Origin of the sequence: Arthrobacter sp. OV608 (assembly GCA_900110595.1) — a bacterium.
GTDB lineage: Bacteria > Actinomycetota > Actinomycetes > Actinomycetales > Micrococcaceae > Arthrobacter.
On sequence record FOEZ01000001.1, the window covers coordinates 313,851 to 326,753 of the forward strand.

The following is a 12,903-nucleotide window of genomic DNA, read 5'->3' on the forward strand; positions in this document are numbered from 1 at the left end:
ACAGAACGGTGGGCACCGGGAACCTCCGGCAATGCTCCCAGCCTATAGTTCCGTGGGCACGGCTACCTAGCATTCCGCCATGCCGCAACGCCCTGAACAGGACAAAGCCTGTCTGATAAGGGAATATATAACTATGAAGGCACGCATTCTGGTGGTAGACGACGACGAAGCACTGGCCGAGATGATTGGAATTGTTCTTCGCAATGACGGCTTCGAACCAGTCTTCTGCGCTGACGGGGCCAAAGCACTCGACGTTTTCCGTTCATCCAGGCCTGACCTTGTCCTTCTGGACCTGATGCTTCCCGGCGTCGACGGTATCGAGGTCTGCCGGCAGATCCGCTCGGAGTCGGACGTGCCCATCGTGATGCTGACCGCCAAATCGGACACCTCCGACGTCGTCCGCGGGCTTGAATCAGGCGCCGACGACTACGTGCCCAAGCCCTTCAAACCGGCCGAACTCGTGGCGCGCGTCCGCGCCCGGCTGCGTCCAGGCGACCAGAAGGCCCCGGAAACCCTCAAAATCGCCGACATCACCATCGACGTCGCAGGTCACACCGTCAGCCGGGGCAATGAGCGGATTTCCCTGACGCCCCTGGAGTTCGACCTCCTGGTGGCCCTCGCCCGCAAACCGTGGCAGGTGTTCACCCGCGAGCTGCTGCTTGAGCAGGTCTGGGGCTACCGCCACGCCGCCGACACGCGGCTGGTCAATGTCCATGTCCAGCGCCTCCGGTCCAAAATCGAGCAGGATCCGGAAGCTCCGGAAGTTGTGTTAACGGTGCGTGGTGTCGGCTACAAAGCAGGGGCCTGACCCCGCAGTTCCCCCCGGGGGACCTGCACACGAACCCGCCACGGAAAGTTTTCCCGAACAGCCTGGCGGGAACCACCGCCCTGAGCACCACAACGCTCCGGAACACACCGATGCCCGCACCGCAGGCTTCCAGCGGCTGTCCTTCCTGGCCAGGATCTGGCAGCGCCGTGCCCTGATTGTCAGCCTGCGCGTCGCCCGGCTGGTGCGGACCGGATTCCGGAAGTTCCTCCCGGCCCTGAGGTATATGGGGCGCGCACTGCACCGGCGCTGGCGCCGGTCGCTGCAGTTCCGCACGGTCCTGACCACCCTGCTCCTGGCCATCACGTCCTTTGCCGTGGTGGGCGCTTATCTTTCGAACCAGATCGCCAACAACCTCTTCCAGGAGCGGCTGACCCAAGCGGAGTCCGAGACGCGCTACAACGTCAAGCAGGTGCAGGACACGTTCGACGGCGCCCAGGTCACCGACCAGTCCAGCGTGATCACCCTGGTGTACGACACACTGAACGCCGTGGAGGGCCGGGGCTCGGTGATCCAGCGGAGGTACGTGTTCGAGGCCATGCCCGAACAGACCAAGCCGCGGAACCGCTGGGTGGAATCACGGGCATCGGACCAGCTGACCGTCAGCGTCATCCCGCCGGAACTGCGCAAGGCCGTCCAGGAATCCGGGAAAGACCAGTACTGGGCCTCAACCGTTATCCCGGTAGGCACCGAGGACCGCCCCGGCATCGCCGTGGGAAACAAGGTGACCTTTAATGGCACCGTCTACGAGCTGTACCTGATCTACGACCTCAACACCGCCCAGCAGACCCTGAACGAAATCCAGAGCGTACTATGGGCCGGCGGGGCGGTGCTGGTCCTGATGATCGGCGCCATCGCCTGGTATGTGACACGCAATGTGGTCAGCCCGGTCAGCCATGCCGCGATGGTCTCCGAAAAACTCGCCGCCGGCCAGCTGCAGGAACGGATGGTGGTCCGGGGCGAGGACGAGGTGGCACGCCTTGGTGCCTCCTTCAACCACATGGCTGCCAGCCTCCAGGAACAGATCACCCAGCTGGCTACCCTGTCCCAGATGCAGCAGCGCTTCGTCTCCGACGTTTCGCATGAACTGAGGACACCGCTGACCACTGTCCGGATGGCCGCGGAAGTGCTCTACGACGCACGGGACGATTTCGACCCCATCAACAAGCGCTCGGCGGAACTCCTGTACAACCAGGTGGAGCGGTTCCAGTCCCTCCTTTCGGACCTGCTGGAAATTTCCCGCTTCGACGCCGGCGTGGCCATGCTCGATGCCGAGCCGGAAGACATCCTGCAGGTGGTGGCCCACGTGATTGAAGGTGCAACCCCCGTCGCGGCCGAATATGGCTCCAAGATCATCCTCAGCGCCCCGGCAGGCGCGATCATCGTCGAAATGGACGCCCGCCGGATCGACCGCATCCTGCGAAACCTCATACTCAACGCCGTGGAACACGGAGAAGGGAAGCCGGTGACGGTCTCAGTGGGAGCCAGCCAGACCGCCGTCGGCATCGCCGTACGCGACCACGGGATCGGCATGGCGCCCGCGGAAGCCGCGCGCGTTTTTGACAGGTTCTGGCGCGCAGACCCTGCCCGTGCCCGCACCACCGGCGGCAGCGGCCTTGGGCTTTCCATCGCGATGGAGGACACCAAGCTCCATAACGGGTGGCTGCAGGCATGGGGCAAGAAGGGGAGCGGTGCGAACTTCAGGCTGACACTGCCGTTGCGCCAGGGGGAAGAAATCGACAAGTCGCCCGTGCAGCTGGAACCGGAGGACATCACCATCCCTGGCGAAACAGACAACAGGAACATGCTGGTCCTTGAGGCCGGCACTCCGCTTGCGCCGGCGGCCTCAAAGGACACTCCATGACGGGCCGTACCCCGCCCAGTGCCAGGCTGGCCGCTTCGCTGCTGGTGGTCCTATTGGCACTGTTGGCCGGTTGCGCGCGGATTCCCACATCCGGCCCGGTAGGCAAAAGCAGCGAGGGCAGCGCCGGGAACCTCAGTGCACCGGTGTTCCTGCCGGCAGCGCCGCAACCCGGCGCGTCACCGGAGACCATCATTGACTACTTTTACCGTGCCGGCAGCGGCTACGAGGACGACTACGCGGTCGCGCGCCAGTATCTGACCCAGGCTTCCTCCGTCTCGTGGAAGCCGGACCAGCGCGCCCTCGTTTACCGCGAAGCGAAGGTAGTGCCGGGCGAGGCGGAAAACGTCTACAACTACGAGCTGGACGTCGCTTACACCGTGGATTCCGATGGGATAGCAACGCAGTCACCGGAAGGAACCATCGAAAAAATCCCCGTCACCGTCACCCAGGTGGACGGGCAGTGGCGGATTTCGGCACTGCCGGACGGGACAGCCATCGCCGAAGAAACCTTTAAAGTGATCTACGGCGCGTATCCCATCTACTTCTATGACCCCACGTTCACGTATGCGGTACCGGACGTGCGCTGGTTTATCAAGAACAAGACCGTCAAAGCGATGACCAGTGCGCTGCTCGCGGGGCCGGCGCCGTACCTGCGGGGCGCCGTGGCCAGCGCCTTCCCCTCAGGGATCAAGCTGGCCCGGGAATCAGTCCCCGTTGTCTCCGGTGCAGCCCAGGTGGACCTGACGGCCAAGGAACTGACGGAAACCTCGCCCGAGGACCGGCTGCGGATGCAGATGCAGCTGACATTGACCTTCCGCAGCCAGCCGGACGTAGTCAACGTTGAGCTCCGCGCAAACCAGGACCTGGTCCGCGTGGAGGACAACGGCTCGGTCCTGCCGCCGGTAGTGGATAAGAGTGTGCCGTCACGCCAGATTGCGGTCAGCGGTAACGAGCTGGTCCGCTACGAAAACAACAGAATATCGCCGCTGCCGGATATCCAGCCGGTGTCCTCCCTTACTCCGCGGTTCCCCGCCGAGTCGCCCGCATCGCAGATGGCGGCCTTCCTCAACGAGAGCCGCACCACCCTGTACAGCATCAGTCCCGGCCAGCCTGCAAGGGCGCTGACCACGCGAAGCACACTGACCCGGCCGTCCTTCGGGCTGAACGACTGGCTGTGGTCGGCAGGACCGGGCGCCTCGGGGGAAACGGAAATTGTGGCGTTCCGGCCTACAGGAGTGGCTGAGGGCGCCAGCGTGCCCTCAGTCACGCTGACGCCGGCCTGGCTGGCAGGGCGGACGGTCAAGGACGTCCGGATTTCGCGCGAGGGGGTCCGGGCGCTGGTGATTTCCGAACAGAACGGCAAGACCCGGGTGCAGGTTGCCGGCATCATCCGGGGCGGTGACGGGGCGCCCCGGGAGCTGACGCCACCTGTTACTTTGGCCACCGAAAGCGGGCCGGACCAGGGCGTCTGGGTCACCGATACCACCGTTGCCGTGATGAAGGGGGCTCCCGGCTCGAACGTTACGCCGGAACTGCTCTCGCTGACGTCGGGGCAGCCGCAGCAGCTGGCACCATGGCCGGGGCTGGTTGCCCTCAGTGCCGGAAACGGCCCGGAGGAAATCTACGCCCAGTCCGCAGAGGGCGTTTTCCAGCGGCTGGGCAACGGCTGGTCGCCGCAGATCAAGGGCCCGGTGGATCCAGCGTTCCCCGGCTGATCCCCGCGTTCCTTCCCGCCCTGTCCACATAGCCTGTTAACCGTGTGGTGCTGCAGGGGCCTTGCGTCAGATGCTTGGCGGGTGAGCCGCAAAATCACGGGCCCAGCCTGCGCACCATGGAACGTCCGCACCGATCCGGACCTCATGCCGTCCGCCGAGCGGCCCGCCAGGCACCGGTCGGATCACCGGAGCGCGTTGCTGCGCCTGGTGGACCAGGCTGAAGGCGCTTTTGGCGATCTCCTGGCGCTGTTGGTTCCGGTGGACTGTGTGTGCTGCGGAGCCGAAGACCGTGCGCTGTGTGTTCCGTGCGACCGCAACATCCGCCGGCTGACGCGCCAGCCTTTCCGCGCTGAACAAGGAGCTCCCGCCCTGATGGACGTCGGCGGGACGGTGCTGCTGCCGGTGGTGGCTGCCGGCGTGTACAGGGAGGAGCTGGCGCAGGCTCTCCTGTCTTTCAAACGGCACGGCCAGCATGGGCTTGGGAACAGCCTGGGCCGGGCGCTCGGCGGGGCTGTCCGGACAGCTGCGGCTGGTATGCAGGAGACCTGCCTGGTGCCAGTGCCCACCAGCAACGCAGCCTTCATGAAGCGTGGCTTCAGCCCGGTCCACCTGCTCCTGCAGAAGGTGCCACGGCAGCTCCCGGAGCTTCCCGTGCTGAACGTGCTGGAAAAAAGCGGTGCCGGAATTTTTCAGCTGCCCGGAGGCCAAAAAGGCCTGGACCGCGGCGGCCGTGCCAGGCGGGTGCGGGGGTCCATGCGTGTCCGCCGGCGCGCCCTGGCGCAGCTGGCCGGACGCCGCTGCATCATTGTCGACGACGTCCTGACCACAGGTGCAACCCTTTCGGAAGCTGCGCGGGCGCTGCACTCTGCAGGCGCCGTAGTGGCAGGCGCGGTGGTCCTCGCCGCGACACGCCCGCCGGACTCCGCAGCACCTGGCGCCGCATCCGCTGAACCCCGCAGGGAGGGGCATGACTTAGAAAAAAATAAACCACGAAAGGATGAATAACCGATGGCTATGAACTAACGTCGGTGGTGGGTACCAAGAACAGAATGTACCTGTCGATGGCGGCTCGGAAAGGGGCTCGACTGTCAATCAGATCGGCCCAGCGAAGTGCTGCCGTCGTGTCACCGAAGTCATTTGGAGGGCACCATGGAGTTTATGATCAGCGGACGAAATCTGACAGTCTCAGACCGGTTCCGCGAATATGCCGGAGAGAAGATCTCAAAGATCGAGTCGCTGGGTGACAAGGTCCAGCGGGTTGATGCAAAAGTTTCAAAGGAGACCAGCTCGCGGCAGACCGGCGACCAGCTGACTGTTGAAGTGACAGTATTGGGCAGGGGGCCGGTGATCCGTGCCGAAGCAAGTGCCGCTGATAAATTCGCTGCATTCGACCTCGCATACAACAAGCTGCTTGAGCGGCTCCGCCGCGCCAAGGACCGCAAGAAGGTCCACCACGGACGCCACACCCCCAAAGCGGTCCGTGAAGCCACCGCCACGCTGGAACCCGCCAGCGCCCACGAACCGATTTATGTCGAGGCGAGCCACCGGACCGAAACCGCGCCGGCCCCCGCAGAGAAATCTCCCTACGATGTCGATAACGACATTCCGGCCGGCGATTCCCCGGTCCTGATCAGGCGCAAGGTTTTCCCTGCCGCGTCGCTTTCGCTCGATGATGCCGTGGACAACATGGAACTTGTGGGCCACGATTTCTACCTTTTCGTGGATAAGGCCACGAATACACCCTCTGTTGTGTACCGGCGCCGCGGCTGGACTTACGGGGTTATCACCCTGGACCACGAATGCGAACCGGGCGACACCGTGGTTGAGGAAAAAATCCTCGCGTACCGTTCTGACGACGCAGCAGCCAACGCCTAGGGTGGTAATCAACATCCACAGAGAGGACTGATGTGCCGACGCTGAGCCTGGACCAGGCCCGGCGGATCGCATTGGCAGCACAGGGACTCGACAAAGGACGGCCCGCCGGCCCCGTGACATCACGGACGGTGGGCCGGACTTTTGCCCGGCTCCAGCTGGTCCAGATCGATTCCGTCAATGTCCTTGCCCGGAGCCACTTCCTTCCTTTCTTCTCCCGGCTGGGGAATTACGACCGCACCATCCTCCAGCGGATGTCAGCCACACATCCGCGGCGCATGGTGGAGTACTGGGCACACGAAGCCAGCTACATCCGGCCGGAGCACTTCGCCGACCTGCGACTGTGGCAGAAACGTTCCTGGGTGGGGGCCCACAGCATGGATCCGGCCCTGCTCGCCACTATCTCCGGCAGGATCCTGGAAACGCTCGCAACGGCAAGGCCCCTGACTGCCGCCCAGATCGCCGACCGCATCGGCCACGTGGAGGAGAAACAGAACGCCAACTGGGGCTGGAACTGGAGCGCGGTCAAGAGGGTACTGGAGCACCTGTTTGAGGAGGGCGTTGTTTCAGCCGCCTCCAGGACGGAGCAATTCGAGCGGAGGTACACGCTCACTGCGAAGGTGCTGCCGGATCTTCCTTGCAGGGAACCGGGGGAACGCGACCTCGAGCCGGCCCTGCACCGGCTGATCGATGCGGCCGCGCAAGCCCACGGCATCGGCACCGTGAGGTGTTTCGCTGATTATTTCCGCACGCCGGTCAAGGCCGCAGCGGCAGCCGTAAACCATCTCGTGGACTCGGGCAGGCTGGTGCCTGTGACGGTGGCCGGCTGGAACCGTGAAGTGTTCCTTCACACCGAAGCCAGGCTGCCGCGGCGTGCGACAGGCCGGGCACTGTTGAGCCCGTTCGATTCCCTGGTCTTTGAACGGCGCCGGCTCGAGGAGCTGTTCGGCTTCCACTACCGCATAGAGATCTACACTCCAGAACCTAAAAGGCGGTATGGATACTACGTCCTGCCCTTCCTCCTGCGCGACAGGATCGTGGCACGGGTGGACCTCAAGGCTGTCCGCGCAGGCGGCAAACTGCTGGTTCGATCCGCTTATGCCGAGCCTGGTGCCCCGCCGGATACCGCCGTCGAACTCGCTGCAGAGCTTTGCTTGATGGCGGACTGGCTGGGACTGCCGGGCATGGAGATCTGCCCGCGGGGCGACCTTGCCGGCGAACTCGCCGACGCGGTGGCAGGCGGATTGGTTGCTCCGCTCTGAGGGAAAACACCCAGCGGTCCGGTGTCTCTCCCGTAGACTAAAAACGCCAGAATTCGGCGGCAACGACTGGGAGCATCTTCACGTGGCATCACTTATCGAAAAACTTCTCCGCACGGGTGACAAAAAAACCCTGCGGCAACTGCGGAACTATGCCGACTCCATCAATGCCCTGGAAGACTCATTCAAGACGTTCACAGATGCCGAACTCCGCGAGGAAACGGACCGCCTGCGCGAACGCCACCAGGACGGCGAGAAGCTTGACGACCTGCTTCCGGAGGCCTTCGCCGCGGTCCGGGAAGCGTCCTCACGAACCTTGGGCATGCGCCACTTCGATGTCCAGCTGATGGGCGGCGCCGCGCTGCACCTGGGCAACATCGCGGAAATGAAAACCGGTGAAGGCAAGACCCTGGTGGCAACTGCTCCCGCCTACCTCAATGCGCTCACCGGCAAGGGTGTCCACGTGGTCACTGTGAACGACTACCTGGCCGAATACCAGTCCGACCTTATGGGCCGCGTGTACCGTTTCCTCGGCCTCACCAGCGGCTGCATCCTGTCGAACCAGGATCCCTCGGTCCGGCGCCAGCAGTACGCCGCCGACATCACGTACGGCACCAACAACGAATTCGGCTTCGACTACCTCCGCGACAACATGGCGTGGGACAAAGCCGAACTGGTCCAGCGCGGGCACCATTTCGCCATCGTTGACGAAGTGGACTCCATCCTCATTGACGAGGCCAGGACACCGCTGATCATCTCCGGTCCGGCGCAGGGCGACACCAACCGCTGGTACAGCGAATTCGCCAAGGTGGTCCTGCGGCTGCAGCCGGAGAAGGACTACGAGGTCGACGAAAAGAAGCGCACGGTCGGCGTCCTGGAAAGCGGCATCGAGAAAGTCGAGGACTACCTCGGGGTCGAGAACCTCTACGAGTCCGCCAACACGCCCCTGATCGGGTTCCTCAACAACGCCATCAAGGCAAAGGAACTGTTCAAGCGGGACAAGGATTACGTCATCCTCGACGGCGAGGTCCTGATCGTGGACGAGCACACCGGCCGTATCCTTGCCGGCCGCCGCTACAACGAGGGCATGCACCAGGCCATCGAGGCCAAAGAAGGTGTCGAGATCAAGGCCGAAAACCAGACCCTGGCGACGGTGACGCTGCAGAACTACTTCCGTATGTACCACAAGCTCTCGGGCATGACCGGTACTGCCGAGACCGAGGCCGCGGAATTCATGGGCACCTACAAGCTTGGCGTGGTGCCCATCCCCACCAACCGGGACATGCAGCGGATCGACCAGCCGGACCTGGTATTCAAGAACGAGACCGTCAAGTTCGACGCCGTCGTTAAGGACATCGCGGAGAGGCACGAAAAGGGCCAGCCTGTGCTCGTGGGAACCACCAGCGTCGAGAAGAGCGAATATCTGTCCCGGCTCCTCGGCAAGGAAGGCATCCGCCACGAGGTCCTGAACGCGAAGAACCACGCACGCGAAGCTGCCATCGTGGCCCAGGCCGGACGCAAAGGCGCCGTCACCGTGGCAACGAACATGGCCGGCCGCGGTACCGACATCATGCTCGGCGGCAACGCCGAATTCACTGCAGTGGCCGAGTTGGCGAAGCGCGGGCTTGATCCGGAAGAGAACTCTGAGGACTACGAGTCCGCCTGGCCAGAGGCATTGGAAGCTGCAAAGCAGTCCGTCAAGGACGAACACGAGGAAGTGCTGAACCTCGGCGGCCTGTACGTTCTGGGTACCGAGCGCCACGAATCACGCCGCATCGACAACCAGCTCCGCGGCCGTTCCGGCCGCCAGGGTGACCCCGGCGAGTCCAGGTTCTACCTCTCGCTGACGGACGACCTGATGCGCCTGTTCAACTCCGGCGCTGCGGAACGGCTGATGAACAGCTCGGTGCCGGACGACGTCGCCCTGGAATCCAAGCTTGTCTCGCGGGCCATCGCCTCCGCGCAGGGCCAGGTGGAGGGCCGCAATGCTGAGCAGCGCAAAAACGTCCTGAAGTACGACGACGTCCTCAACCGCCAGCGCGAGGCCATCTACGGCGACCGCCGCCGCATCCTTGAAGGCGATGATCTGCACGAAAAGGTGCAGTACTTCGTGGAGGACACCATCACGGCGCTCATTGACGCTGCGACTGCCGAAGGCAACGGCGACGACTGGGATTTCCACCAGCTCTGGACCAACCTCAAGACGCTCTACCCGGTCAGTGTCACCCCGGAGGAGATCATCGAGGAAGCCGGCGGAAAGTCCAGGCTCACTGTTGAGATGCTGAAGGAAGAGCTGCTGTCCGACGCTCGCCTGGTCTACCAGGCCCGGGAAGAGGCGATTGGCTCCGAAAGCATGCGCGAGCTGGAGCGCCGGGTTGTGCTGTCAGTTATCGGCCGTAAGTGGCAGGAACACCTTTATGAGATGGACTACCTCAAGGAGGGAATCGGACTGCGGGCCATGGCCCAGCGCGATCCGCTCGTTGAGTACCAGCGTGAGGGCTTCGCCATGTTCCAGAGCATGATGGAGGCCATCCGCGAGGAAAGCGTGGGTTTCCTGTTCAACCTGGAAGTGGAAGTCACCCCCGCCCAGGATGTGGTGGTTGCCGACGCCGAGGGCGGGCACACCGAGCACGTCGAGCCGCAGGTGCGCGCCGCCGGCCTGGAAGCGCCGGCGCAGCCGGCCCAGCTGCAGTACACCGCACCCAGCGAAAGCGGCGGAACGCAGACCCGCGTGGAGACGCGGCAGTCCGGCCGTTCTGGAAACCCGGCCAAGGCAGCTGCGCAGGATGCAGCCAAGCGTCCCGCAAAGAAGAAGAAGCGTTAGCCGCGGGCTGAGTGAGCCGGCGGGCAATGAGGAATACGGAGCAGGGCCGGGAATGCGATACCCGGCCCTGCTCCAGTTCCAGCCCAGTTCGGTTTCGCTCAGAGGCATGGTGCCCTCAGCCAATGACAAGCTCAGTGACCCGCCATATCTGCTTGCTCCGTTCCAGGCGGACAGCGACAGCCCGGGCACGGACGTCGTCCACCACCACGGCGCTCGCTTCATAAATCCCCTCAGCCACTTCGCAAACGCGTACCGAACGGACCACGGAATTTCTGTGCAGCCGCGCCAACGCAGGATTGTTCGTCCGGGCGACTTCGCGTCTTATCAGGCAGGCACGGTGTTGCAGCGCTGACATGCACCGCGGATCGAGGCGACGGGCCAGCTGGTGTATGGGGCGGATTCCCGCCAGCACTTCCATGGCTGCCTGCACCGTGCCGCGGGTGACTGCGCGGACCTCGGACAGGTCATCAACGGCCCGCAATCCGGAAGGAGCTCCGGCTTGGTTTGGCGTTAAGTCCCGAGTGCGGCCCGGGATATTCTCAGCCCTTCCAGATTGCTGGCCGGCTCTGATCGGAGTCACTGCAGTCATTGCTTTCCCCTTAATTGGCGGCCGGGATCCTTCAGAGCCCAGCCCGTAGTTATGCCGCGGTTGGCGGCTGAAGGATTTGTCCCGGAAGCAGCACATCCGGATTCAGGCCGATAACTGAACGGTTGGCCTCGTACCATCGGGGCCATGCCATGGCGATCTCCACGTCGGTTGCCTCCGGCCCCATCGCGAATGCGGCGATGTCCCACAGGGTGTCGCCAGCCAGCACTGTCACGGTCTCCGTACCGGCATCACTGGAGTTGCGCGCAGCCGGCGCCGCCAGCAACCCTGGGCTGACCACAGGGGCTGCAGGCTGCCAGCCCGGCTCGAAATCGGACGGAGGAAATGCCTTGTCCGTCACAGCTTCTTCAAGCGGCGCAAGCTCCAGAGCCCCGTCGGCTCCGCTTCCGGCAAAGGTTGACGGGTCAGTGACGTTTCCGGGACCCGCCGGAGCGGACGAAACGCGGTCCTGTGTGGGAGCCCATTCCGGTCCCGGAACCGTCGCAGCTGCGTTCGCCGATGGGCCAGCCACCAGCTGGACGGACAGCGCAGCAAGTACAAGCCGTTGCATAAACGCAGGCGACAGCCGGCGCGTGACCGCAGCAGCGCGGATTTTTCCGCCCCGGTCAAGGACCGCAGTGGCTCCGGCCAGGAGCAGGGACAGAATCCACCAACCCACAAGAATGGCTCCGCCGGCAGCTGCCGCCGCGCCCAGCAGGTCCTCCGCGTGGAGTTCCTGGCGCTGTGCCGAGGAATCCTGCCAGTGCTCCAGCAGGCCGGCCCCCACCAAGCACAGCAGGCCACCCAGCAGGAGTATTGCTGCCGCGCAAAGGCTATCCGTCCAGGTAGTAGCTTCTGCTTGCTTTGGCATGTCTGTCCTTGTTTGATGCAGTTTGGTGTTGTTTGATGCAACAAGCCTTAGTTTGCCCCGGGTATTCTTCCTTTGTCCAGACGTTGGAGAGAAAAAAGTTCCTGCGTTGACCGGGCGGTGGAGCGGCCCTACGCTTGCCGAATGCGCTGGGATGCACTCTTCAATGACCTGGAAAGCCAATTCACCGAGGCGGACAGGCTGGCGCTCGACGCGGAAATTAATGAGCGGGCCAGGGCAGAGATGGTCAGCCTGGAACTCGCGGACCGTCTGCGCGGGGTGTTGGGTTGCCGGCTTACGGTTTGCCTGGCGTCAGGGGAGTCTTTTTCAGGCATGCTCGTGCACGCTGGTGGCGATGCCCTGGTTCTTAATGAAGGACAGCACCAAACTCTTATTCCGTACGCAGCGGCTGCACGGTACATGGGGCTGGGCAGGTTCTCGACCACGGAGACGTCATCGGTGCGGCGAAAATTGGGGCTTTCCCATGCCCTGCGCAGCATGGCCAGGGACCGTGCGGTACTCTCGGTCCTTGTCGGGAGTACTTCAGGGTCTGCGCGGCTGGCTGGGGTTATCGACCGTGTCGGCAAGGACTATCTCGACCTTGCCGTTGTTAACCCCGGTGAGGTGCGGCGCAGCCATCAGGTCAGCCACGTTGCCACCATTCCCTTTGCTGCCCTGGCGGCCATTACGTCGCCCCGTACAGGCGAGTGAGCGCCAGGTGTCCCGGACGGCACCGGCCGCCGGCCACGTCAAACCGACTTGGACTTGGACTCCCGGATCATGCGGCTCGCCTCGGCATAGCGTTCCTCGATGTACTGCTCAAGCATTTTTTCCTCGACGCGCCACTGGCCGCGGCCGCCCACCTGGATGGCTTTGAGCTCGCCGCTGCGCACCAGGGCGTACGCAGCCGGGGAATTGATCTGGAGCTGTTCCGCGACATCTGCGAGCGTAAGAAACCTGGGCATGGACCCTATTTTGCCACCGCAAGGTGCATTTTGCTGGTGTTATCCACAATTTGATCTTGTTTGAATATATGACTTTCGTTCCCGGGCCCCTGCGGTAACAATGGGGAGTCCGGGCACACCGCGC

11 protein-coding genes are annotated in these 12,903 nt (G+C 63.7%); 8 read left to right on the forward strand and 3 right to left on the reverse strand.

Annotation, left to right across the window (positions count from 1 at the left end; genetic code table 11):
- Nucleotides 1-133 precede the first annotated feature (133 nt).
- From mtrA to secA, 7 genes are all read left to right on the forward strand, one after another.
- Complete coding sequence (gene mtrA / locus BMX78_RS01525; RefSeq protein ID WP_091415523.1) at nucleotides 134-808, forward strand: MtrAB system response regulator MtrA; 675 nt, start codon at nucleotides 134-136, stop codon at nucleotides 806-808.
- Nucleotides 809-1,052: 244 nt separating this feature from the next.
- The gene (mtrB, locus tag BMX78_RS01530; RefSeq protein WP_370455805.1) at nucleotides 1,053-2,690 is read left to right on the forward strand and encodes an MtrAB system histidine kinase MtrB; all 1,638 of its coding nucleotides are present in this window, start codon (nucleotides 1,053-1,055) and stop codon (nucleotides 2,688-2,690) included.
- Nucleotides 2,687-4,405, forward strand: coding sequence for an LpqB family beta-propeller domain-containing protein (locus BMX78_RS01535; RefSeq protein WP_091415525.1), 1,719 nt, complete (start codon nucleotides 2,687-2,689; stop codon nucleotides 4,403-4,405). Before mtrB ends, BMX78_RS01535 begins: the two co-directional genes overlap by 4 nt.
- Before the next feature lie 81 nt (nucleotides 4,406-4,486).
- Nucleotides 4,487-5,410, forward strand: coding sequence for a ComF family protein (locus tag BMX78_RS01540; protein WP_353615417.1), 924 nt, complete (start codon nucleotides 4,487-4,489; stop codon nucleotides 5,408-5,410).
- A gap of 144 nt (nucleotides 5,411-5,554) precedes the next feature.
- Nucleotides 5,555-6,280, forward strand: a complete 726-nt coding sequence (hpf, locus tag BMX78_RS01545) for a ribosome hibernation-promoting factor, HPF/YfiA family (RefSeq protein ID WP_091415531.1) — start codon at nucleotides 5,555-5,557, stop codon at nucleotides 6,278-6,280.
- Between the two features lie 32 nt (nucleotides 6,281-6,312).
- Nucleotides 6,313-7,539 (forward strand): winged helix-turn-helix domain-containing protein, encoded by a 1,227-nt coding sequence (locus BMX78_RS01550; RefSeq protein WP_091415534.1) that lies wholly within the window; start codon nucleotides 6,313-6,315, stop codon nucleotides 7,537-7,539.
- An 82-nt stretch (nucleotides 7,540-7,621) separates the two neighbouring features.
- On the forward strand, nucleotides 7,622-10,360 hold the full coding sequence (gene secA / locus BMX78_RS01555; protein ID WP_091415537.1) for a preprotein translocase subunit SecA: 2,739 nt from the start codon (nucleotides 7,622-7,624) through the stop codon (nucleotides 10,358-10,360).
- Nucleotides 10,361-10,475: 115 nt separating this feature from the next.
- Here the strand turns inward: secA and BMX78_RS01560 are convergent, their stop codons facing one another.
- The gene (locus tag BMX78_RS01560; RefSeq protein WP_286138741.1) at nucleotides 10,476-10,841 is read right to left on the reverse strand and encodes an Rv3235 family protein; all 366 of its coding nucleotides are present in this window, start codon (nucleotides 10,839-10,841) and stop codon (nucleotides 10,476-10,478) included.
- 157 nt (nucleotides 10,842-10,998) lie between these two features.
- The gene (locus BMX78_RS01565; RefSeq protein ID WP_139204857.1) at nucleotides 10,999-11,817 is read right to left on the reverse strand and encodes a LysM peptidoglycan-binding domain-containing protein; all 819 of its coding nucleotides are present in this window, start codon (nucleotides 11,815-11,817) and stop codon (nucleotides 10,999-11,001) included.
- A 141-nt stretch (nucleotides 11,818-11,958) separates the two neighbouring features.
- On the opposite strand from BMX78_RS01565, the gene BMX78_RS01570 reads away from it, so the two are divergent.
- Nucleotides 11,959-12,525 (forward strand): hypothetical protein, encoded by a 567-nt coding sequence (locus BMX78_RS01570; protein ID WP_091415542.1) that lies wholly within the window; start codon nucleotides 11,959-11,961, stop codon nucleotides 12,523-12,525.
- 38 nt (nucleotides 12,526-12,563) lie between these two features.
- Here the strand turns inward: BMX78_RS01570 and BMX78_RS01575 are convergent, their stop codons facing one another.
- Nucleotides 12,564-12,779 carry a helix-turn-helix domain-containing protein gene (locus BMX78_RS01575; RefSeq protein WP_091415545.1) on the reverse strand — a complete coding sequence of 72 codons (216 nt, stop codon included), beginning with the start codon at nucleotides 12,777-12,779 and terminating at the stop codon, nucleotides 12,564-12,566.
- Nucleotides 12,780-12,903 lie beyond the last annotated feature (124 nt).